The sequence below is a fragment of the Reichenbachiella agariperforans genome (genome assembly GCF_900142205.1).
Taxonomy (GTDB): Bacteria; Bacteroidota; Bacteroidia; order Cytophagales; family Cyclobacteriaceae; genus Reichenbachiella; species Reichenbachiella agariperforans.
In genome coordinates this window covers 246,539-269,859 of record NZ_FRAA01000004.1, presented here as the reverse complement: position 1 = coordinate 269,859, position 23,321 = coordinate 246,539, and the positions used below count along the sequence as shown (strand labels likewise).

General features: G+C 43.4%; 19 protein-coding genes and 1 tRNA gene. 7 read left to right on the top strand and 13 right to left on the bottom strand.

Features of this window, described 5'->3' with window-relative positions; all coding sequences use genetic code 11:
• Positions 1-36: 36 nt before the first annotated feature.
• Together gcvP and BUB99_RS12280 are read right to left on the bottom strand one after the other, a co-directional pair.
• Positions 37-2,922 (bottom strand): aminomethyl-transferring glycine dehydrogenase, encoded by a 2,886-nt coding sequence (gene gcvP / locus BUB99_RS12285; protein WP_073122814.1) that lies wholly within the window; start codon positions 2,920-2,922, stop codon positions 37-39.
• Positions 2,923-3,261: 339 nt separating this feature from the next.
• Positions 3,262-4,551 (bottom strand): DEAD/DEAH box helicase, encoded by a 1,290-nt coding sequence (locus tag BUB99_RS12280; RefSeq protein WP_073122813.1) that lies wholly within the window; start codon positions 4,549-4,551, stop codon positions 3,262-3,264.
• A 149-nt stretch (positions 4,552-4,700) separates the two neighbouring features.
• Between BUB99_RS12280 and BUB99_RS12275 the strand changes: the two genes are divergently transcribed.
• From BUB99_RS12275 to bshC, 3 genes are all read left to right on the top strand, one after another.
• Positions 4,701-6,041, top strand: coding sequence for a dihydroorotase (locus BUB99_RS12275; protein WP_073122812.1), 1,341 nt, complete (start codon positions 4,701-4,703; stop codon positions 6,039-6,041).
• 70 nt (positions 6,042-6,111) lie between these two features.
• Positions 6,112-6,187 (top strand) — tRNA-His (locus BUB99_RS12270).
• 464 nt (positions 6,188-6,651) lie between these two features.
• A complete protein-coding gene (gene bshC / locus BUB99_RS12265; RefSeq protein WP_073122811.1) occupies positions 6,652-8,211 on the top strand; it encodes a bacillithiol biosynthesis cysteine-adding enzyme BshC in 1,560 nt (519 codons plus the stop codon).
• Between the two features lie 238 nt (positions 8,212-8,449).
• Here the strand turns inward: bshC and recQ are convergent, their stop codons facing one another.
• From recQ to BUB99_RS12220, 9 genes are all read right to left on the bottom strand, one after another.
• A complete protein-coding gene (recQ, locus tag BUB99_RS12260; protein ID WP_073122810.1) occupies positions 8,450-10,576 on the bottom strand; it encodes a DNA helicase RecQ in 2,127 nt (708 codons plus the stop codon).
• 135 nt (positions 10,577-10,711) lie between these two features.
• Entirely contained in the window at positions 10,712-11,506 is a 795-nt protein-coding gene (locus BUB99_RS12255) for a transporter substrate-binding domain-containing protein (RefSeq protein WP_073122809.1), read from the bottom strand.
• 15 nt (positions 11,507-11,521) lie between these two features.
• A complete protein-coding gene (locus BUB99_RS12250; protein ID WP_139280995.1) occupies positions 11,522-12,223 on the bottom strand; it encodes a hypothetical protein in 702 nt (233 codons plus the stop codon).
• Positions 12,224-12,370: 147 nt separating this feature from the next.
• A complete protein-coding gene (gene typA, locus BUB99_RS12245; protein ID WP_073122807.1) occupies positions 12,371-14,149 on the bottom strand; it encodes a translational GTPase TypA in 1,779 nt (592 codons plus the stop codon).
• Between the two features lie 76 nt (positions 14,150-14,225).
• Positions 14,226-14,801 carry a YqaA family protein gene (locus BUB99_RS12240; protein ID WP_073122806.1) on the bottom strand — a complete coding sequence of 192 codons (576 nt, stop codon included), beginning with the start codon at positions 14,799-14,801 and terminating at the stop codon, positions 14,226-14,228.
• A gap of 15 nt (positions 14,802-14,816) precedes the next feature.
• A complete protein-coding gene (locus tag BUB99_RS12235) occupies positions 14,817-15,551 on the bottom strand; it encodes a hypothetical protein (RefSeq protein ID WP_073122805.1) in 735 nt (244 codons plus the stop codon).
• An 85-nt stretch (positions 15,552-15,636) separates the two neighbouring features.
• Positions 15,637-16,521 carry a diacylglycerol/lipid kinase family protein gene (locus tag BUB99_RS12230; RefSeq protein ID WP_073122804.1) on the bottom strand — a complete coding sequence of 295 codons (885 nt, stop codon included), beginning with the start codon at positions 16,519-16,521 and terminating at the stop codon, positions 15,637-15,639.
• Between the two features lie 69 nt (positions 16,522-16,590).
• Positions 16,591-17,529 carry a DUF3078 domain-containing protein gene (locus BUB99_RS12225; protein ID WP_073122803.1) on the bottom strand — a complete coding sequence of 313 codons (939 nt, stop codon included), beginning with the start codon at positions 17,527-17,529 and terminating at the stop codon, positions 16,591-16,593.
• An 88-nt stretch (positions 17,530-17,617) separates the two neighbouring features.
• Positions 17,618-19,303, bottom strand: a complete 1,686-nt coding sequence (locus BUB99_RS12220; protein ID WP_073122802.1) for an AMP-binding protein — start codon at positions 19,301-19,303, stop codon at positions 17,618-17,620.
• A gap of 472 nt (positions 19,304-19,775) precedes the next feature.
• Between BUB99_RS12220 and BUB99_RS12215 the strand changes: the two genes are divergently transcribed.
• The 4 genes from BUB99_RS12215 to frr all read left to right on the top strand — a co-directional run bounded on the left by BUB99_RS12215 (position 19,776) and on the right by frr (position 22,168).
• The gene (locus BUB99_RS12215; RefSeq protein WP_073122801.1) at positions 19,776-20,246 is read left to right on the top strand and encodes an Lrp/AsnC ligand binding domain-containing protein; all 471 of its coding nucleotides are present in this window, start codon (positions 19,776-19,778) and stop codon (positions 20,244-20,246) included.
• Between the two features lie 59 nt (positions 20,247-20,305).
• Entirely contained in the window at positions 20,306-20,800 is a 495-nt protein-coding gene (locus BUB99_RS12210) for an acetyl-CoA carboxylase biotin carboxyl carrier protein subunit (RefSeq protein WP_073122800.1), read from the top strand.
• 64 nt (positions 20,801-20,864) lie between these two features.
• The gene (pyrH, locus tag BUB99_RS12205; protein ID WP_073122799.1) at positions 20,865-21,569 is read left to right on the top strand and encodes a UMP kinase; all 705 of its coding nucleotides are present in this window, start codon (positions 20,865-20,867) and stop codon (positions 21,567-21,569) included.
• A 38-nt stretch (positions 21,570-21,607) separates the two neighbouring features.
• Positions 21,608-22,168, top strand: coding sequence for a ribosome recycling factor (gene frr / locus BUB99_RS12200; RefSeq protein WP_073122798.1), 561 nt, complete (start codon positions 21,608-21,610; stop codon positions 22,166-22,168).
• On the opposite strand, the gene nadD is transcribed toward frr, so the two are convergent.
• Together nadD and gmk are read right to left on the bottom strand one after the other, a co-directional pair.
• Positions 22,165-22,749: a nicotinate (nicotinamide) nucleotide adenylyltransferase gene (gene nadD / locus BUB99_RS12195; RefSeq protein WP_073122797.1), complete on the bottom strand. Its 585-nt coding sequence runs from the start codon at positions 22,747-22,749 to the stop codon at positions 22,165-22,167. The two genes, frr and nadD, sit on opposite strands and share 4 nt — an antisense overlap.
• A complete protein-coding gene (gmk, locus tag BUB99_RS12190) occupies positions 22,746-23,318 on the bottom strand; it encodes a guanylate kinase (protein WP_073122796.1) in 573 nt (190 codons plus the stop codon). Before gmk ends, nadD begins: the two co-directional genes overlap by 4 nt.
• Between the last annotated feature and the right edge of the window lie 3 nt (positions 23,319-23,321).

The following is a 23,321-nucleotide window of genomic DNA, read 5'->3' as shown; positions in this document are numbered from 1 at the left end:
AATTTTACTTGTTTTAGTTGCTTATTTTCTCACCGATTACGAGTAGGCTTCTGTTGGGATGCAGCTGCAATAGAGGTTTCGGTCTCCGTAGGCATTGTCTACACGACCAACCGATGGCCAAAATTTATTATTTCTTAGATAAGCAATAGGGTAGACTGCTTCGCCTCTTGAATATGCGTGATCCCAATCATCGCTCAAAGAATGATCCGCCGTGTGCGGAGCATTTTTTAGGACGTTGTCTTCCTTGTCTGCTTGACCTATTTCTATCTGACGAATTTCTTCGCGTATGCTTAATAGCGCATCACAGAATCTGTCCAGCTCTTCCTTCGATTCACTTTCTGTAGGTTCTATCATCAATGTCCCTGCTACTGGGAAAGAAACTGTAGGGGCATGAAACCCATAATCCATTAGACGTTTAGCGATATCTTCTACTTCAATGCCGGATTCTTTGAAGGATCTGCAGTCTACGATCATTTCGTGTGCGCATCTACCATTCTTGCCACTATATAGGATGTTGAACTCGGTTTCCAACCTTGCTTTGATGTAGTTGGCGTTGAGAATAGCGAGTTTGGTGGCGTTTTCTAGTCCTTCTGGTCCCATCATCGCGATATAAGCGTAGGAGATGGCGAGTACGCCAGCACTACCGAATGGAGCACTAGAAATTGCTGTGATCGCTTCGTCTTCTGCTACTTGGATGAGTGGGTTGCCTGGTAGAAATGGAGCAAGGTGCTCTGCGACACCTATAGGGCCGATACCTGGGCCACCACCACCATGAGGGATTGCAAATGTCTTGTGAAGGTTTAAGTGACAGACGTCAGCACCAATAATACCTGGGCTGGTCAGTCCTACTTGAGCATTCATGTTAGCGCCATCCATGTAGACTTGTCCTCCGTTTTGGTGGATGATATCGCAAATCTCAGTAACACTCTCTTCGAATACGCCATGCGTAGAAGGATAAGTAATCATGAGTGAGGATAAATTGTCTTTGTGTTCTTCGGCTTTTGTCTTCAAGTCAGCTACATCTATGTTTCCCTGAGCATCACATTGTACGATGACAACTTTGTTGCCAGCCATGACCGCACTAGCAGGGTTGGTGCCGTGTGCCGATGATGGGATGATGGTGACGTTTCGGTGTGCTTGACCTATTGACTCTTGGTAGGCGCGGATCACGAGTAGACCCGCATACTCACCTTGAGCTCCAGAGTTAGGTTGCAATGAAACCGTGTGGAAATCTGTAATTTCTGAGAGCCATTTGGTGAGGTCTTCGATGATATGCATGTATCCACGCGTCTGAAATGCTGGTGCAAATGGATGGATCATCGCAAACTCTGGCCAAGTAATCGGAATCATCTCCGAGGTGGCATTGAGTTTCATGGTACATGATCCGAGTGAAATCATGGAGTGTGCTAGTGATAGATCTTTATTTTCCAGATATTTCAGATACCTGAGCATTTCGTGTTCTGAGCGATGCTTATGGAATACTTCATGCGTCAGATAAGCCGACTCACGTTGGAATACTGAGTCAAATGCTATTGTGACAGCATCTGCAGCGGTAGTGACTTGATCAGTGTCTACAATCACTTCACTGTATTTCTGGAATACGGAAATGATATCGAGTAGGTCGCTCAGCGTATGTGTCTCGTCAAAGGCGATGAGGATGTGATTCTCGATAAAGTAGTTGAAATTTATTTTTTTTGCTTCTGCCTCAATTTTGATTTTCTCAATTAGGCCTGGATCCACTTCGAGATCTAGCGTGTCAAAGAACGTGTCGTTGTTTTGCTTGAATCCTAGTTTTTGGATGTACTTGTCAGCAAGTTTAGCTAGTCCATGTACGCGCTTGGCAATTCTTTCTAGTCCTTCAGGGCCATGATATACTGCATAAGCACCTGCCATGACACCTAAAAGTACTTGAGCGGTACAGATGTTAGAAGTGGCCTTCTCTCGACGGATGTGTTGTTCGCGGGTTTGGAGGGCCATCCTGTAGGCTTTCTTGCCATGGCGATCGACAGACACACCAATGATACGACCAGGTAGCGAGCGCTTGTTTTCCTCTTTGGTAGCGAAGAACGCAGCATGTGGTCCCCCGAATGACATAGGGACTCCAAATCGTTGCGTAGTACCTACTACTACATCAGCACCCCATTCGCCCGGAGGAGTGAGTAGTGTTAGACTGAGTAAATCTGCTGCTGCGACTATTTTGACTTGGTTTTCTTTGGCTTTTGCAAAGAGCGTTGTGTAGTCCTGTACGTTTCCTTGTGCATTAGGGTACTGTACCATGACACCAAAGTATGCTGGAGCAGATAGGTCAGCTTTTGTGTAGTCCCCGATCTCTAATTCGATATTCAGAGGAGTCGCACGAGTCTTCAGCACGTCTAGTGTCTGTGGGAGTACGTTTTGATCGACGAAGTATTTTGTAGCAGATTTTTTTTCTTTTTTGCGGAGTGCAAACAACATGGTCATCGCTTCTGCAGCGGCAGTACCTTCGTCGAGCAAGGACGCATTGGCAATTTCCATTCCAGTCAGATCACTGACGGTAGTTTGAAAATTGATCAGAGCTTCTAACCTGCCTTGTGCAATTTCTGCTTGGTAGGGTGTGTAGGCGGTGTACCACCCTGGGTTTTCTAGAATGTTTCGCTGGATTACTGCTGGCGTGACACACCCGTAATAGCCCATCCCTATAAATGATTTGAAGACTTTGTTCTGATTCGCTGTTTCCTTCATCGCGTGGAAATAGCTGAACTCGTCTAGTGCAGTTGGGAGGTTTAGTTTTCCTTTTCTGCGGATGTTTTGTGGAACTGTTTCGTCGATCAGGTGACCCAAAGAGTCTACTCCGATGGTTTGGAGCATAGTGTCTATGTCAGTTTGAGACGGTGCGTTATGTCGGTTTTCGAAGTGGGTTCTCTCGTTTAAATTTGCGATCATTTTGGGTATGGTGCTTTATGAAAATCCAGAAAAATGTAATGGGCGCAAATTTAGGTTGAAAAACCCTAATAAGTAGACGTAGGTTTACCTATTTGTAAAGAATCCAATGAGAAAAAAAGTGTTAGAATGGAGCGGTTGAGGAGGAGAGTAAATCGATACTTGTGGGATTAGATACCGTTGTACCTAACTCCCCACAAGATCTTTTCAACCAGCTATGGAAAGAAAGACTATTAATCCATCTTTCTGTCACAATTATAAGGGCTTTAGCCTTATCAATGCTTGTGATTTGGATGAAGGTATGGGTATTTTCGATGAACGGAATGTATTTATAGACGAACACTATTTTCGCTTTGGGCGCTTTTTATCGAATCTTGTGTTTTTTTTCTTTTTGTCATGGAAAGCCCCCTTGTAATCAGGGTCTTCTTTCTTTTTGAGGAAGTCTAGTTCTCGCAGCATCTCTTGGTTTTCTACAAATGGAGTCTTCTCTACTTCGACCTCTTCAGGGATGTCGCTTACTGCTATGGTACGATTGATGAGTTTTTCAATTTTTTTGATATGGTACTGTTCGGCTTGGTTGCTGAATGTGATGGCGATCCCCTTGTTGGTCGCACGGCCTGTACGACCTATCCGATGGACATAGTCTTCGTAGATCAGCGGGACATCAAAATTGATGACATGGGACACGAGTGACACGTCGAGCCCCCGAGCAGCTACATCAGTAGCAACGAGGATTCTAGTTTCTCCTTCTTTGAACGAATCTATCGAGTTCATTCGGGTGTTTTGCGCCTTATTGCCATGGATGACTTTGACGGATTTAGTGATTTTCCGATCAATGAACTTAAAGATGTTGTCGGCGTTTGCTTTGGTTTTGACAAAAATGATCACCCTACTAAATGCCTCATTCTCCAGTAGATGGTCGAGAATGTTGATCTTGGTTTTGAAGTTTGGGACATGGTAGAGCACTTGGTCTATGGTGTCCACTGTGGACGCTTGTGGCGTGACTTCTATTTTCTCTGGGAATTCTAAGAATTCTTCGGAGAGTATCATGACGCTTTCGGGCATGGTCGCGGAGAAGAGTAGGTTCTGTCGCTTGACAGGGATGATTTCTAAAATCTGGCGTATCTGCGGCATGAATCCCATGTCCATCATTTTGTCTGCCTCGTCGATGATGAGTGTTTTGATTTCTCGTGTACCGAAGATTTGTTTTTTGTACATGTCCATGAATCGCCCTGGAGTAGCTACAACTAGATCCATACCATTTTCGAATGCCTCTATCTGCACTTTCATTCCTGAGCCACCATAGATAGCTGTATGCCGAATGTCTAGGTAGGTGGCATATCGTTTGACATTTTCTTCGATTTGTATCGCGAGTTCTCGGGTAGGTGCTAGGATAAGCGCACGCGGATTAGTTCCCTGTGCATATTTTAGTTTCATCAGGAGAGGTAGGACAAATGCGGCTGTCTTTCCAGTCCCTGTTTGGGCTATCCCCATCAGGTCATGGCCTGCTTGGATGAGTGGGATCGCTTGCTGCTGAATAGGCGTAGGGGCGATATATCCAGCTTCTTGGATTGCATTTTGGATCTGCTTGTTGAGTTTTAGTTCCGAAAAACTTTCAATGTTATTGGACATGGATAATATTTTAGAGGCCTGATCCCGTTACTTTTGTGGTGCAATTTACGGATGAAATTGTTAATCGCTGAGCGTTAAAATTGAATAGGATGCAGATTCTTTCATATTTTCGGTCAGACTTAGCTATTTCGAACATGAAAAGATAAACTATGTCAAAGTACACCCTTATTAAGAATGCAAAGTTGGTCAACGAAGGTACGATGTTGGCGCACGATGTTTTGATCAAAGATCAGATGATAGAAAAGATAGGCTATGACCTTAGTCATGATACTGCTACTGTCATCGATGCAGAAGGCAAGTTTTTGCTACCTGGTGTGATTGATGATCAGGTGCATTTTAGGGAGCCAGGTTTGACACACAAGGCGGAGATTTATACCGAGAGTCGAGCAGCGGTAGCAGGTGGGATTACTTCATTTATGGAGATGCCCAATACCGTACCGAATACGCTGACGCAGGAGCTGCTTCAGGACAAATATGACATAGGTGCAGAGAAGTCACTGGCGAATTATTCATTCTTTATGGGAGCGTCTAATGATAACCTAGAGGAAGTGTTGAAGACGAACCGAAGAGATGTTTGCGGGATTAAGGTTTTTATGGGGTCGTCGACGGGCAATATGCTAGTGGATGACGAGGAGACACTTAATAATCTTTTTTCTAGAGCGGAGATGCTCGTCGCAGCACACTGTGAGGACGAAGGGACGATTCGCAAAAACATGGAAATCTATAAGGAGCGTTACGGAGATGATATACCATTTACTGCGCATCCGTTGATTCGTAGTGAGGATGCTTGTTATATTTCTTCATCGAAGGCGGTGGCACTGGCTAAGAAGAACGGAACTAAATTTCATGTCTTGCATATCTCTACGGGTAAGGAGACCGAGCTGTTTGATAACAGTGTCCCGCTCAAAGATAAATTAGTGACTTCAGAGGCATGTATCCACCACATGTGGTTTAGTGATGAGGACTATGTGACTAAGGGTGGGAATATCAAATGGAATCCTGCGGTGAAAACGGCTTATGATCGCGATATGGTTTTTCAAGCGATGCTGGATGATAAGATTGACGTGATCGCGACTGATCATGCACCACACACGATGGAGGAGAAGAACAACGGCTACCTCAACTGCCCATCGGGAGGGCCTCTAGTGCAGCACGCACTGCCTGCGATGATGGAACATTACCTGAATGGAAAGATATCCATCGAGCGGATCGTCGAAAAGATGAGCCATAATCCTGCGATACTATTCGAGATCGAAAAGCGTGGATATATCAGAGAGGGATACTATGCAGACTTGGTACTTGTCGATACCACAGATCACTGGGTCGTCAACAAGGGTAATGTGTTGTCCAAATGTGGCTGGAGTCCATTCGAAGGGCAAAAGTTAAGATCTAAAATCACGCATACTTTCGTCTCTGGGCATCTCGCCTATCAGGAGGGCGCATTCGATGAATCGCAGTTAGGAAAAAGACTTTTGTTTGATAGAAAATAAATCAGAATTTTGTTTTGGAAAAGTGGCTATCTCTTTTCTATTTTTGCACTCCCGAAAACGGGAAACATACGGTGGATGTAGCTCAGTTGGTTAGAGTATTGGTTTGTGGTACCAAGGGTCGCCGGTTCGAGCCCGGTCTTCCACCCACGAAAGCAGTAACGTTGAAAAATGTTACTGCTTTTTTTATGTCCGAGGTATTGGGTCTGCCTCTCCTTTTGTTGGATCAATCTGTATTTCTGGGGGAGAGGTAGTAGATCACTGTGTTATTTAAGATTCATTGTTCGAAATTCGTTATTGTTTATTTTATAAGATAATCACCTAATATGAGTCTTTGAGGTAATATTTAAAGGATTGGAATAATGAATGCCGAATGCTCAATATCGAATATTGATTTTTATTCTCAGAAATACCGACTGATTCGTGTCTGTAAGGCTAGACTGTAGGAGGGGCTGGAGATTCCCTGATAGCTCTTCTGTCACTTCAGCGATGGCGGGTGGTTTTATGATCTGATGCGGTTTTGGAGAGTATTGTCAGTTTCTTTGTTCAATTTTAAGCATCCAATTTTGGATCATCTCGTACAAGCTAACATCATATAATACAATCAAGATACATGCAAGTCAACAAGGTAGCTCTCAAGGACACTCAGTCGTTTTCTCAGTTTTTTATAGATTATTTGTCGAACAAGCAGGAGCTGGCTCCATTTTATGGTTTGCGTCCAGAGATTGATGCTTTTGGTGAGCAGATTGATAGAAAGTCGTTTTCGAACCTAAACCGAAAAGTGCTCTGCGAAGTGCTCGAAGATCAGTATGAGGGGTACGAAGTGGCGCCTACCCTGGCGGGTAACTTGACCGATCTGGCACTGCCCAATACCTACACCGTCACGACAGGTCATCAGCTCAATATCTTTACGGGTCCACTATATTTTATCTACAAGATCGCTACGGTAGTCAATGCCTGTCGTGAGTTGAAGGTCAAATATCCAGATAGTAATTTTGTACCTGTCTATTGGATGGCCTCTGAGGATCATGATTTTGATGAAATTTCTTATTTCCACCTATTCGGTAAAAAGTACCAATGGGAGTGTCCGGGTCAAGGAGGAGTGGGGCGCCTGTCTACTGAAAGTTTGACAGGACTACTGGAGGAGCTACCGGAGAAGGTGGCGTTGTTTGAGCAGGCCTATCGGGATCATGGCAACCTCGCAGATGCCGTTCGTTGTTATGTTAACGACTTGTTCGGTGAAGACGGATTGGTTGTCTTAGATGCCGATGATGACAGGCTCAAAAAACTCTTTTCGCCCATGATCAAGGATGATTTGCTCCACCATTCGGCAAATACACTAGTAGAGCAGACTAACGATGAGTTGGCCCAGTTGGGATACAAAACGCAGATATTTCCACGAGAAATCAACTTCTTTTATCTCGATGATGGGGTACGAGAGCGTATTGTCAAAGAGGATGGTCAGTATCTCGTTAACAATACTGAGCTGTCATTTTCGGAGACAGAAATACTCGCTCTTCTAGATTCCAATCCCGAAAAATTCAGTCCCAACGTAGTGATGCGTCCTCTGTATCAAGAGGTGATCTTGCCTAACCTGGCTTATGTGGGTGGTCCTGCGGAGGTGATCTATTGGCTTCAGCTGGGTAAGGTTTTCGAAAAACATGAGGTCACCTTCCCTATTTTACTCCCAAGGAATTTTGCACTCTATATCAATGGGGCATCACAGAAGAAATTAGCGAAGTTTGGTTGGTCGGACGAGCAGTTGTTTCAGTCGATAGATGAGTTGCAGGCGCAGTATGTAACAACGCATGGTAGTGACGAAGTGACGCTTAATGGAGAGTACAGAGACCTAGAGGCGGTGTTTGAGCAGTTGATCGAGAAGGCGGAGGTCATCGATGGTTCGCTCAAAGGTTTCATCTCTGCTGAACATACGAAGGCCGTGAAGAGCATCGATAACATTGGTAAGCGCCTCAAAAAATCTGAAGAGCGCAAACACGAGACCGAACTCAATCAGATAGCTTCCGTCAAGGAAAAGCTCTTCCCAAGAGGAGGTCTACAAGAGCGTCATGACAACTTCCTCAACTTCTATATCAACAACCCCAATTTCGTCAAAGAACTGCTTGTGGCATTAGATCCCTTTGACCTGCAGATGCATGTACTGAAGGAAGGATAGAACTATGGTTCGTGAACCAAGACTCAATACTCAAGATTAGAGACCCTTTGTGTTATTCGTGTATGAGTTTTGAGTAGTGCTTACTGTGGGGGATTCCCTGATAGCTCCTTCGTCGCTTCAGAGAATGGCGGGGATCCGTTGGTTTGATGTTTCGGCTGTCCTGTCAGGTTTGTTTCTGTATGTGACTGACGGGGCTGGGGCATCTGATCTTGTCTAGGTTCTAGTATCTAAAAGCTAGTTAAAGTCTTTTCTTATGAACCGCCATTGCTAGTCTCAGTTTGTAGTAGGGGATTTCTTCTTTGAAGTGGTCGAAGAGAGGTTTGAGTTTTTCGGTTTCTCCAGTTTCTTCTATGCCCTTTAAGATCTTGGATTCTTCTTCCTCACTGATGTAATTTCGGATGTTGATGTCACGTCCCTGTTCGTAGAGTGTGGCGAGGTGCGAATAGATGGTGATGATGTTGAGTTTTCGTTTCTCAGCGATCTCTTCGGGATTGAGACCTTCTTTGAGGTACTCGAAGGTGATCAAGTGTGTTGCGCCTTTAATTTTCTCTCCCTGTTCGGCCTTTTCCTTCACGAAGGCAATAATCTCACGGACGAATCTATCTCCGTATTGGGTTACTTTCTGCTGGCCGACTCCTGATATTTCTAGCATCTCGTCTTCGTTGTTTGGTCGCTTGGCAGCCATATCTTCGAGTGTCGCATCATTGAATACCACGTAGGCTGGGACTTGCTGCTCTTCAGCGATCTTTTTGCGCAGTGTTCTGAGTCGATCAAATAGCTCGTTGGAGTGCTGAACCGATTTTCGGGGTTTGGCAGGTGTGAGCCTTTGGTTTCGTTCGTTGACACTTTCTGGTTTGGTGATTTGTACTGGAACCTCTCCACGTAGCGCTTTCTTGCCGTGTTCGGTGATGCGGAGGATGTTGTGGTTGTCAAAGGCGATCTCGAAGAGTCCGAGGTTGAGGAACTGCCCGATGAAATGCTGCCAATCGAAATAGCTATGCTCTTTGCCTACTCCATAGGTTTTGATGTTTTGGTATCCGAGCTGGTAGATTTCTTGGCGACCTGATCCACGGAGGATGTCTATGAGTAGTCGGCTACCGACTTTTTCTTGAGTGCGTGCACTGGCAGAGAGAGCTTTCTGAGCGAGGATAGTGCCGTCCATGAATTCGGGAGGGTTGCGACATACATCGCAGTTGCCACAGTCTGTTTCGAGCTGTTCTCCAAAGTAACTCAGTAGTACCCGCCTGCGGCAGGTAGTCGCCTCAGCGAACTGCTGCATACGCTGGAGCTTGGCCTCAAGTAGCGCCTTCTGAGGACTGTCCTCCATGAATTGCTTGAGCTGTACCACGTCAGCATAACTAAAGAATAACAGTGTTTTGGAATCTAGCCCGTCTCGTCCCGCACGACCGATCTCTTGATAGTAGCTTTCTAGGTTTTTGGGTAGGTTGTAGTGGATCACCCAGCGGACGTTGGATTTATCTATCCCCATTCCGAATGCAATCGTAGCACAGACTACTTTGAGGTCGTCTCGGATGAATCGCTCTTGTGTTTTGTTGCGTACGTCGGCGGGCATGCCCGCATGGTAGAAGTCTGCATCTATGCCTTTGGCTTGCAGTTTCTCGGCTACTTTCTCACAGCTCTTTCTACTGAGACAGTAAATGATGCCTGATTCGTCAGGCGCACGATTGATCATCCCGATGATGGATTCTAATCTACCCTGTGCAGCTCGAACCGTGAGGTCTAGGTTTGGTCTATCAAAGGATGCTAAAAATGTCTTGGCATGTGGAATGCCCAATTGAGAGGCAATGTCTGTACGGGTAGCTTTGTCGGCAGTTGCGGTCAGTGCCATGATGGGTACGGTAGGGAACTGCTTTTTGAGGAAGTCGAGTTTGGTGTACTCGGGACGGAAATCATGTCCCCACTGAGAGATACAGTGCGCTTCGTCCACCGCGATGAGGTTGAGGGTGACAGATTTGAGAACATTGAAAAAGTCTCGGGTTAGTAGTTTCTCTGGGGAGACGTAGAGGATTTTGATCTCTCCTGAAAGGAATTGCTCTTCTATTATATTTTGTTCTTTTCCAGTCAAGCTACTGTTGAGATAGGCAGAAGCTACACCATTTTGTTTGAGTGCTTCGACCTGGTCGCGCATCAGTGAGATTAAGGGGGATATGACTAAACAAGCACCTTCTTGGGCAAGTGCAGGTAGTTGGAAACACATTGATTTTCCTCCTCCTGTGGGCATAATCACTAGTGAGTCATTGCCATCTATCGCATAGGAAATAACATCTCGTTGCAAAGGTCTAAATTCCTTGTAACCATAGGTGTCTTTGAGGATAGATTGTGCTTTGTCTAATACAGAGGGCATAGTTGGGGTTTTGAAATGATGGGGATCAAAGGTAAGAAACTCGGCTGGAGTGTGGGGAGGAAAAGAGCTGAAATAAAAAGGGGCTGTTTCGAGATGACATTTCGAAACAGCCCCTTGGCTAAAGTCTTGAGTTGGTTATTTCAGTTGAGCCAACCAGTATGGGTTTTCAAACCATTTTTGCTCCATCATTTCTAGTACGCCAGCAGCTTCTAGTGACTCGATGTAGTTGTCCACGAGGTTGACAAATAGCGCATCGTCGTTAGGCAAAGCGATACCGATTGGCTCGATTGTCATCGGTCTGTCCAGGATGACCAGTTCATCATTCGGGAACTTCAGCATCGCGTACGCACACGTCGGGTAGTCCGCAATCATGATTTCTGACTCGTCGTTTCTGATTTTGTCAATTGCGATATCGTAGTTGTCTACCAACTCTAGATCTACGTCTGTTAAGTGTTTCTCAGCGAACTTCTGACTTGTCGAACCCTTGAGGGTTACGACTTTTCTGTTGGTGTTGATGTCCTGAGGATTGGTCACGTTAGCCAATACTTTTGATTTAGTCAAGATAGATTTTCCTGAGATCAGATAAGGACCAACGAATGCAGTTTTAAGGTTTCTAGCTGGTGTAATGGTCATGCCTGAGATGACTAGATCTACTTGACCATTGGCCAAACCTGGGAGTAGCTCAGCAAAGGGTAGTTCTACGAGAATTAATTTTAACTCCATAGAAGTTGCCAATAGATTAGCCAAGTCTACATCGAAACCGATCAGTTCATTATTTTTAGCTTTCATAGAGAACGGAGGCTGAGTACCTGTGAGTCCGACACGGAGTTCACCACTTTCTACGATTTTAGATAATCTGTCTTGTGCGAAAAGTGTATTGGCGGTCAGTAGGATCACCGCTACGAGCAAATATGTTTTTATTGTCTTCATTGGGATTGTGATTGATTATTTTAAGATTTTGTTATTTTCTAAGTCTTTGAGCAGGATTTTGGCGTATCTCGCCGCGAGTGTTCTCATGTTGGAAGACTCTATAAGCTGAGACTGTCCAGTCCAAATGATGGAATTGTCTGGATTGGTGTTTTCTCCTAAATCATATACCTGACATTCGATGAGGTATTGGGTCTGTTCTGTATAGTAGCCAGGGTCTTGCCAGCCATAACCATAGCCGCCATAGTAAACATTGTAGCCATAGCGATAGTTGTAATAGTTGTACATATCGTATCCATACGGACCGTACCCACCGTAAGCACCACCAGCATAAGGGCCATTGTAGTTGGAGTGGTATTGTGTCTCTGTTTTTTGATCCACTGCACTTGCCATGATGACCAGATCGAAATTTTCCTTCTTAATAATTCGCTGCATGTGTTCATTAGAGGTGATTTCGAAACTAGGAGGTATGAGTGTCATACCGTGAGCAGCGGGGTAACCAAGATCAAGCAGTGCGTCGACTACAGCTTCTTCGAATGCCAATCTAGTGTCCAGTCGTTGAAACATCCCAAAGACGATAACTTTCTTGAAATCGTGAGGTAGGTAGGTAGGGTTGGTCCATGAGACGAGTGCAGGAGTACAGCCATGGAGCAAAATTCCCATCAAGGTGAGCATGAGTAGCTTGTGGGATCGTTGGGTTAGTTTTTTCAATAGCGTCATGTATAGACTTTTAGAATTATAGGGGAATTCGAATAATTGTGAAATTAGTCACAAGTTGTGAAAAAGAACGGTGTGTTAGAAACAAAAAAAGACAACTCATTGCTGAGTTGCCCTTTTCGTTTTTGACCTTATCTTTTATTTCAGTGCTTACGCCTTGAAATTAATTTTTCTCATTCGGAGAGATAGTGGTGTTACTTCCACATATTCGTCTTTGTTGATGTATTCTAGTGCTTCTTCTAGAGAGAATTTCTTAGCAGGAGCGATTTTCATACCGGCATCTGTTCCAGATTTTCTCATGTTAGTCAACTGCTTACCTTTTTGGACGTTGACTGCTAGGTCATTTGAGCGAGAGTGTTCTCCGATCACCTGGCCGATGTATAGTTCATCACCTGGATCGACGAAGAATACACCTCTGTCCTGCAGTTTGTCAATAGAATACGCAGTACCAGATCCAGTCTCCATAGATACCAAAGATCCGTTGAGACGCTCAGGAATTTCGCCTTTGAAAGGCTCGTATCCACTGAATCTGTGTGTCATCACTGCTTCACCAGCTGTAGCAGTCAAAATTTGGTTTCTCAACCCGATCAACCCACGTGCAGGGATATTGAATTCCAAGTGTTGTACATCACCTTTAGGCTGCATGATGGTCATTTCGCCTTTTCTCTTGGTGACTAGTTCGATGGCTTTTCCAGAGACTTCTTCTGGTACATCAATCACCAAGTGCTCGATTGGCTCGTGTTTCTGACCGTCGACATCTTTGTAGATTACTTGTGGCTGACCTACTTGTAGCTCATATCCTTCTCTTCTCATGGTCTCGATTAATACAGACAAGTGAAGTACACCACGGCCATAAACCAAGAATTTATCTTCACTATCAGTAGACTGAACCTTGAGTGCAAGGTTTTTCTCGGTCTCTTTCATCAAACGATCTCTCAAGTGACGAGAAGTGACGAATTTACCTTCTTTACCGAAGAAAGGAGAGTTGTTTATGGTAAAGAGCATGTTCATTGTAGGTTCATCTACACCTACTCTTTCCATTGGTTCTGGATTATCAAAATCTGTAATCGTATCACCAATGTCGAAGCTTTCGATACCTGTCACTGCACAGATGTCACCGCATTCTACTTGCTCTACACTTCTTTTGCCGAGACCTTCGAATATGTGTAGTTCTTTAATTCTTACTCTTTGGACTGTTCCATCAGATTTGGTCAACCCTAGGCTTTGGCCTACTTTGATGCTGCCTTGGTGGATTCTGCCAATGGCGATTCTCCCTGTAAATGAAGAGAAGTCCAGAGAAGTGATTTTCATTCTTAATACACCTTCTTTTTTCTCTGGAGCAGGAATGGTTTCTAGGATCGTGTCAAGGAGAGGTTCCAAGTTGTCGGTTTCATCTTTCCAGTCATGACTCATCCATCCGTTTTTAGACGAACCGTATAGCGTAGGGAAGTCTAATTGGTCTTCAGTTGCCTCGAGGTTGAACATAAGGTCGAAAACTTCCTCATGTACTTCGTCAGGACGACAGTTTTCTTTGTCGACTTTGTTAACTACCACGATTGGTTTCAAGCCTATACCTAAGGCTTTGCTCAATACAAATCGAGTTTGAGGCATAGCGCCTTCAAACGCATCTACCAATAGGATTACACCATCAGCCATACTCAATACACGCTCTACTTCACCTCCGAAATCGGCGTGACCAGGTGTATCAATAATGTTGATTTTCGTTCCTTTGTAGTTTACAGATACGTTCTTGGAGAGGATGGTGATACCACGCTCTTTTTCAAGATCATTGGAGTCCAGGATCAAGTCATTGTTGTCCTGTGATCTTTTAGCATCGTTTGCTTGCGCAGCATAGATGATCTTATCAACCAATGTAGTTTTGCCATGGTCAACGTGTGCAATAATTGCTACATTCCTTATCTCAGTCATTCTTTCTTTTCTTAGAAATTCGGCGCAAAGTTACGGCTAATAATTGACTTCTGATAGGGGCGGCGTTAATTAGCTGTTAAATCTTGTCTACTTGCCAAACAACATAGGCGTAAACCCCGAAACGGAGCAATCTACTGATGCCAAATAACAGAAAATGAGAGAGTTTGAAATGTGCTGCGCCGACGATCATACAGATGGCGGAGTAGGGTACAGGTGTGGCTGCTGCGATGACGATCATGAACCCTCCGAAACGTTTGACTTGCCGTTTGAGCTGCGGACCAGCTTTGGTTAGGAGTTTATTGTAGAGAGGAGTTGTACTGAAGAACCTACCAAAGAAGTAACCGATGATCCCGGCAGTGTATGAAATCCCTGCCAATAGTATGGTGAAAAGAATGTAATGGATGACTCCTCCCTGATGTAGAGACCATATCATGAATAGTTCTGGCGGGATGATACCAAACAAAACTTCAGATAGTGTGAAAGCACTGAAGACTAATAGGGGCTTGTCTGATAGGTGTTGCATGACCGTGTCATACCCACTTTGGAAATAGTACTTTGCGATCAGAAAGAGAGCTAGGATTAGTACTAGCCAGATCAATCCTTTGCCGAGGTTGGAGAGGAGGTAGCGGTATTTGCTATTTTGTATTCTCACAGATCTAGGATGAAATCACGAATTTTCGTGTAAGTTGTTTTTTTGAATATCAATGGGTGCTAGCTCATCTTTGCCTTCTGTAGAAGGTGAATTTGATGCTATGAGGTGTTTGTCCGTTTTTAGTAAGTCTTCTGAGTCGCCGATAGTTACTTTCCAGTAGGGGTCTCGTAGATCGTAGTAATGGTTGTTGTACTGGGTGAGCATGATTTTGACAGCATAGTTGAGTCGGTTGAGTGCATCAGTTTTATAGTCACGCCTATTCATAGGGTGAAAGATGAAAAACTTGACAATCGGAAAAGATTTTCGCCTCAGCTCCCCTAGGATAGAGGGAATGCGAATGTCTTCAGTCTTAACAGCTTTATTGATACTATCGATGGCTTCTTTACAGTAGGTACTCAGCCCGTTTAACAAATCAAAGTAGAGCCAGACTTCTTCGTTTTGGCTTTGTTTGAGAGATTCGACATAATCATCACAAAAAACTTTTAGAATACTGAGTTGCGGAACACACAATGCGGGTTGTGTATAGACATTGGGTTGCCATAGTATTTCTCGAAATGTGAATATAGATGGGAGTAATTCCGTGTCGTAGTTTTCTTCTTTTTTTAAATTCTGAATGTCACGAGAAGAAAGATTTTGGATTACAATATCACCAGCAATTAGCTCATAGATCCAACTTTTTCCTTGATTAGCTTGAAGTGGCTCAGGCGCCATTTCCATAAATTCCCATATCTCATTGAGGTCTATCTTCATTTATCTTTAGATCACTATCTGGTTCTAACAAATATATTCATTGTGTAGCACAAAAGTCTATTTGAAGTTTTCTATAGGTGTCTTTTTAGATTTTGGGAGCGAAAATTAGCAGCGATTTGGGTTTGATTTCTACAGTGTTGGTGGCTTGAGCCGCGATAGTTTCTCCGTCAATCTGCGCTTTAGCTGCTGACGTATGGATGACGATTTTTTTTGCCGTCATCAACTGTGTGTGTTTGCTATTGCTTAGGGATTTGGTAAATAGTTTATACGGGAAGGTTAAACAACGTGCAATGTTTAAGGGAGCGACAATGGTTAGGTTCAATAGACCATCTTCTAAGGAAGCATGAGGGGCGATGAAGGCATTGTTGCCGTACTGGCTGCCATTAGCGATTGTGATGATGAATGGAGTAGTTTTTACTTTTAGCTGATCTACGATTAGTTCCGTTGCCTGCGGAGTGAACTGTAGGTACTCGCGGATAGATAACCAGATATAGGAGAGTAAGCCTCGGCGATCATGGTTATCGAATGCATGTGCGACCTGTGCGTCGAATCCTATACCTGCTACGTTGAGGAATAGTTGATCGTTGAACCATCCAGTATCTATGGGGGTGGTCTGCGAGTCATTGAGTTGAGAGATGGCAGTAGGGATGTGGTCAGAAATACCTAGGTGTTTTGCAAGTCCATTGCCAGATCCGTTGGGTATGATGCCCATGGGCATGGTTGTAAAAATTAGCCCTTGGGCTACTTCATTGATGGTGCCATCTCCTCCTACAGCGACGACTAGGTCGAAATTTTCTTGAACAGCCTTTTGCGCTCTTTCTGTAGCATCACCACGCTGTTTGGTCTTGTATATAGTCCAGTCGAAGCGTTGGTTGTCGAGATGTCGTGTGATTAGGGCTGGTAACTTGAGTTTGGCTCCTGGGCCAGAGATAGGATTGGCGATGAAGAGCACTTTCCTTTTGGGGGACATAGATAGGATGTCTGATCGTGAGGTATAAAAAAAGACCAGCTAAAAGCTGGCCTTTGAAATGTCGTTTGATTAGCCTCGGGTGCCTCCGAATTTGTAAGAAAGGCCTAAGCTAAGAATGCTTTTGAATTGCCATCTAGCTTCTTCTGTAGACAGGATAGGCTCTCCTGCTCCATCTAGGTCATAAAATTTAATGTCATAATCGTAGATCGTTTGGATGTAAACCATTGCTGATAGAAAATCATTCACCTTCATGGTCAGGGTGTTTTCCCAGTTGACGTCTATCTTGTCGGTATTCTCCATATAGTTGGTGAATAACAACAAGTTGGTACTATAGGTAGTGTTTTTAAAAATCTCTTTGTTGTAATTGATTTTTATAGTTGCTCCAAATTCTGCCCTCATGTTTTTGCCAGTACCAGCTATAATAGCGCCAGTGCCGTCAGTTTCAGCTGCGTCAACTCCATAAGCCCCAGCGTCTGCTAGGTCATCATCCATGACGAATGTCAGTTTGCCAGAAAGAAGACCAAATGAAGCGCTAAAGTTGTCGTTAGGTTTATAATCAGCACCTACAGAAGCTAAGAGGTAGCCAGGAGACATGAAGCTAGAGATTTTATTATTTTGCTCTGGATCATCGTACCCTGGAGCGAACTGAGTCCTGAAATCAACCATTGCGCTATAGTACCATTTTCCTTCTCCCATTTCTTTGCCGTACTGTGAGGTAATCACTAACCTATCATCTGCTTTTTTACTATCTACCTTGTCTTCTTTGATAAAACCGAAACCTAGGTCTATTGTGTTTTGCCAGAATACGCCTTCTTTTTTGTAATCAAAAAACTGAAAGAAATAGGCTCCACCAGAGTAAGTGTTGATACCACCTGCTGCCCAGTTTTTTAAAGTCGCTTGGTTAAACGTTAGACCTACATTACCACCTTTGTTCCAATAGGTCGTGTCAGATTGTGCTTGCACCAATAGGGGTGCTATGAGGATGAGGGTTAGTATGATTTTTTTCATAATTAATAACGGGAATGATTATTCTTAATGTTGAAACTAGCAGCTAAAATAATAGAAAATACGCTAAGGCTTATTTTCTTAATGTTAATTAATCGTAGGTATTGGTTTTAGCGTCATTTTCTTTCAGGATACGTCTGAGAATCTTTCCAACGTTTGATTTCGGTAGTTCGTCACAGAATTCCACATGTTTAGGACATTTGTATGCAGTGAGGTTTTCGCGAGCATAGGTTTTAATCTCTTCTTCTGTTAAAGAGTTGTCTTTCTTTACGATAAATACTTTGACCGCTTCGTTTGACCTTTTGCTTGGGACACCTATAGCCCCTACTTCTAACACTTTAGGATGAGCGGCAAGTGTGTCTTCTATTTCATTCGGATAGACATTGAAACCTGAAACCAGTATCATTTCTTTTTTTCTATCCACAATACGTATAAATCCGTCTGAATCCATCGTAGCAATATCGCCTGACTTGAACCATTCCCCTTCCATGACATGTTTGGTTTCTTCTGGTCTGTTCCAGTAGCCTTTCATGATTTGGGGGCCTTTTGCATATAGTTCTCCCGGTTCGTCAAAGCCTACCTCAGTGCCATCTTCTGCTATGAGTTTGATCTCAGTACTAGGCATGGGTACGCCTATAGTGCCTATTCTGTGGTTGCCGTTGAGAGGGTTGACAGTGAGTACGGGGGAGGTCTCGGTTAGCCCGTAGCCTTCTGCTAAGAATGAGCCTGTCACAGCAGCCCATTTTTCGGCAACCGCTTTCTGTACTGCCATACCGCCTCCTATGGCCACTTTTAGTTTGCTGAAGTCAAGTTTAGCAAAAGCTTCCTGATTGAGTAGTCCATTAAATAGTGTGTTGACTCCTGTGATAACCGTGAACTGGTGCTTGCTCATGTCTTTGATGAAAGCAGGCATATCGCGAGGGTTGGTGATGAGGACGTTGTGTGCTCCATACTTGAACATCGTGAAGCAGTTGCTCGTCAATGCAAAAATATGATAAAGAGGGAGAGCTGTGATGACAATTTCTTTCCCTTCTTCGAGCATTACTTCGAGCCATCCGCTGACTTGTTGGAGGTTGGCTACTAAGTTTCGATGGGTGAGCATTGCACCTTTGGCTACACCTGTAGTACCGCCAGTGTATTGTAAGAAGGCAAGATCCTCACCGTCGATTTCTATTTGACGAAAATGTTTTTGCTTGCCTAGCTTGATCGCATCATTGAAGGAGATAGCTGATGGTAATGAGAATGAAGGAACCATTTTTTTAATCCGCTTCACGACAAAATTGACGATGGTTTTTTTGAGGCCTCCCAATACATCTCCGACTTGCGTCGTGATGATTAGTTCAATAGGTGTGTCTGAGAGGATTTTCTCTAGATTGAATGCAAAGTTTTCTACGATAAGGATGGCTTTGGCTCCAGCATCATTGATTTGATGCTTCATCTCCGATGCGGTGTATAGCGGGTTGATGTTGACGACTACCAGTCCACATTTGAGTGCAGCGAACATCGCGATGGGATATTGCAGTAGGTTGGGCATTTGGATGGCAATGCGGTCACCTTTTTCAAGAGTGGTTTCATGCTGAAAGTAACTCGCCATGTGATTGACCTGGGTTTCGAGTTCTTGGTAGCTAAGCACCTTCCCCATATTTTCCATGGCTGGAGAGTTTGCGAATTTTTTGAATCCGCGATCTAGCAAATCGGCTAATGAGGAATAGTCGTCAGCATCTATCTTATGTGGAATCCCATCAGGGTACTGTTTGAACCAAGGGTAATTTTTCATATTCGTTGTCTTTAATAATCACTTTGGGTAATGGTAGGCTAGGTCACTATTCATGATAAATATGACTATAGAAAACGGAATAGCAAAGAAAGGACTGTGAAAAAAGGGTGGAAAGGAGTTAGTTTTGCAGAAAATGAAAAAAGTCTGGTAAAACCAGACTCTTTCATTAAACAACATTAACCCAAAAATGATAGCTGTAGGAGAAGGATTCGAACCTCCACGGAGCGGTTAGCCCCTTGACGGGATTTATTCCTTATCTCCACCCCCGAGACAGGGGGGCATGGCTGCCTGTTTCATCACCCTACATTATGTCAAAGTATCTAAGAGAACTTCTTTTCCCTTCCTTTGTGATTACAAATTTATAGTAAACACTCGGAATATTAAAAATATTTCATAAAAACATTTAATAATTTATATGTGGTCTAATAAATCTTTATAATTGTTGAGTAATTAATAAAATGACTTGTAAATCATGCCGAAAAATTATGAAATTGATGAAGTGGATTTGAAAATCCTTTCTCACCTGATGATTGACGCGAAAACTCCCTATACAGAGATAGCCAAAAAGGTATATGTCTCGGGAGGTACTGTCCATGTAAGAATGAAAAAACTCGAAGAAATGGGCGTAGTGAGAGGTACAACCTTACAACTAGATTACTCCAAGTTAGGGTTTGATGTCACATGCTTCCTCGGGATTTATTTGCAGCGTAGTTCATTGTATGATTCTGTAGTAGAAGAGCTAAAGGGTATCCCTGAGGTAGTGAGGATACACTATACAACAGGTAATTATAATATTTTTATCAAGATTCATTGTCGTGACACCAATCACCTGCGTCAGGTATTGCACGACAAGATTCAGAAAGTAGATGGTATTGATCGAACGGAGACGTTTATTTCCCTAGATGAGAGTATGAGTCGGCCGATACAGTTGACAGGAGAATAACAGACAGTATATGGGGTAAATTGACATAGTCACGTTATTTTTATGTCAAACACCCAAAAATGAAAAAAGTAACAATAGGTAAAAGCACCATCGAACTTGAAAAAGTTGATGGTGCTTTTTTATTAAACGGAGTATCAGTCATGCTCGATATTCATCAAAAGACACCTGTCAACTATCACGTATTACATGGTAGTGGTTCCTACATGGTGGAAGTGGTGCATATCGATAGAGATAGAAAAGTGGTCAATATGCTGATCAACGGAGTAGCCGTTACTACGGCTGTTGAAGATGAGCTAGACTTAGTTTTGGAAAAAATAGGTTTTGAGAAAGGTGCTGGATCAGGAGATAATGAGGTCAGGGCACCTATGCCTGGGGCAATACTCGATATGCTCGTAGCGGAGGGACAGACTGTCCAAAAAGGAGATCCACTTCTTATATTAGAGGCCATGAAAATGGAGAATGTTATCAAAAGTCCAATAGATGGTGTGGTCAAAAGTTTGTGTACCGCAGTAGGTGAGTCCGTAGAGAAGGGCAAAATTCTTTTGATATTTTAAATGATGTCGAATTCCATTCTATATTTGTAGGATTTGAAACACAAATAGGAATAATACCTGATAGATGAAGTACAAAAGAATATTATTGAAGCTGAGTGGTGAAGCATTAATGGGCGATAATCAGTATGGGATAGACGCTTCAAGACTGGAACAGTATGTCCAGGACATCAAAAAAGTGTACGACGAAGGTATAGAGCTGGCGATTGTGATCGGTGGTGGTAATATCTTCAGAGGAGTACAGGCCGAAAGTTCTGGAATTGATCGTGTACAGGGAGACTACATGGGTATGCTAGCGACCGTGATCAATGCAATGGCGCTACAGTCTGCACTAGAAGGAGCAGGGCTTTATACGAGACTCATGTCAGGTATCAAAATTGAGGAGGTCTGTGAGCCATTTATCAAGAGGCGTGCAGTGAGGCATCTCGAAAAAGGACGTATCGTTATATTCGGTGCGGGTATTGGCAATCCTTATTTTACGACTGATTCTACGGCCAGTTTGCGAGCCATCGAAGTAGAAGCAGATGTGGTACTGAAAGGTACACGAGTGGATGGTGTATATACCGCTGACCCAGAGAAAGATCCTACCGCCACCCGTTATCAGGACATTAGTTTTCAAGAGGTGTACGAAAAAGGGCTAAACGTGATGGATATGACGGCATTTACGTTATGTCAAGAAAATAATCTGCCTATTATCGTTTTTGATATGAACAAAAAAGGGAATCTATTAGAAATCGCCAAAGGAGCGGATGTAGGAACCTTAATTTCATAAAGCATACATTTATAATAACACATAGATAGAATTAAGACATGGAAGAGATCGAAATGTTTTTGGATGAAGCCAAAGAACAAATGGACAAATCTGTAACCCACTGTGGCCAAGAGCTAATCAAAATACGAGCAGGAAAGGCCATGCCTAACATGTTGGATAGCTTGATGGTGGATTACTATGGTAGTCCAACACCGATCACTCAAGTAGCCTCCATCAATACACCTGATGCTAGGACACTCGCTGTGAAGCCATGGGAAAAAAATATGATCGCTGAGATCGAGCGCGCCATCATGAATAGTGATTTGGGATTGAATCCGCAGAATGATGGGGAGCAAATTCGTATCAATATACCAGCATTGACTGAGGATAGAAGACGTGATTTAGTAAAGCAAGCTAAAAATGAAGCAGAAAATGGTAAAATCAGTTTGAGGAATGTGCGTAAGGACACCAATGAGTCCTTGAAAAAACTACTGAAAGATGGCGCGTCAGAGGATGAGATCAAAACTGCAGAAGCCGAGGTTCAAAAAATCACTGATGCACATGTAGCTAAAATCGATGAGCTTTTCGTGTTAAAGGAAAAGGATATTATGACGATCTAATTGTAGAGCTTTTTACTCTTAATGAGATAGTCTACTTCAGGGGGCACTAGGTATTTGATCGAGTGCCCCTTTTCTATGGCTTCACGGATATAAGTCGCCGATATGTGCAGCATGGGCGCTTTGATAAAGTCCGCCTTATCTTCTATGTCTATTTTGGGTGCACGAGCATTAGGACGTGGATAGACAATGAGCTGATGATGTTTTAGAATTTCTTCGTGGTTTTTCCACTTGTGAAAATGTGTCAAATTGTCTTCACCTATGATAAGTTTGAATGATTTGTCTGGATGTTTTTCGGATAGTACGGCTAGAGTTTGGACGGTATAGCTCGGTTTTGGTAAGTTGAATTCTACGTCAGATGTTTTCATCTGCGGTTGGTCTTGAATCGCAGCTTCGACCATTTCTAGTCTGTCAAATTCATGAAGCAGGTTGCTGTTTTTTTTGAAAGGGTTCTGTGGACTCACGATGAACCATAGTTCGTCTACACTGCCCGCATCGATCACCGCCTGGGCAATAATCATGTGACCGATGTGAATGGGATTGAATGATCCAAAAAACAAGCCTACACTGCGCATGTTATTCATGAATTTAAGAAGGCTTGCACTATTTTTTTGCTCTCGGCAAAAGACTCTTCGAGGTTGTCATTGATGATGACTTGGTCAAATTTGTTTTCAAAGGACATCTCGAATTTGGCTTTGAAGAGTCTTCGTGATAGACTTTTTTCATCCTCTGTTCCACGGTCTTTGAGGCGCTCTGCCAACGTCTCCATGTCTATAACCTTGACGAAGATAGCTAGTGCATTGTCGCCAAAGTATTCTTTAAGGTTTAGACCGCCTTTGACATCTACATCGAATATGACGTGCTGGCCGTTGCTCCAGATTCTGTCGATTTCTGATTTGAGTGTGCCGTAGAAATTGCCTTCATAGACTTCTTCCCATTCGATGAATTCGTCTTTGTCTATTTTTTCTTTGAACGCCTCGGGGCTTAGAAAGTGGTAATCTTTCCCGTGAGTCTCACTACGACCTCTTTTGTCTCGAGTGGATGCAGAGATGCTGAATGCCAGTTCGGGGATTTGTGACAGTAGGTGTTTGACAATGGTCGTTTTTCCAGAACCAGACGGTGCTGAGAATATAATGGCTTTTCCTTGGTGCATGAG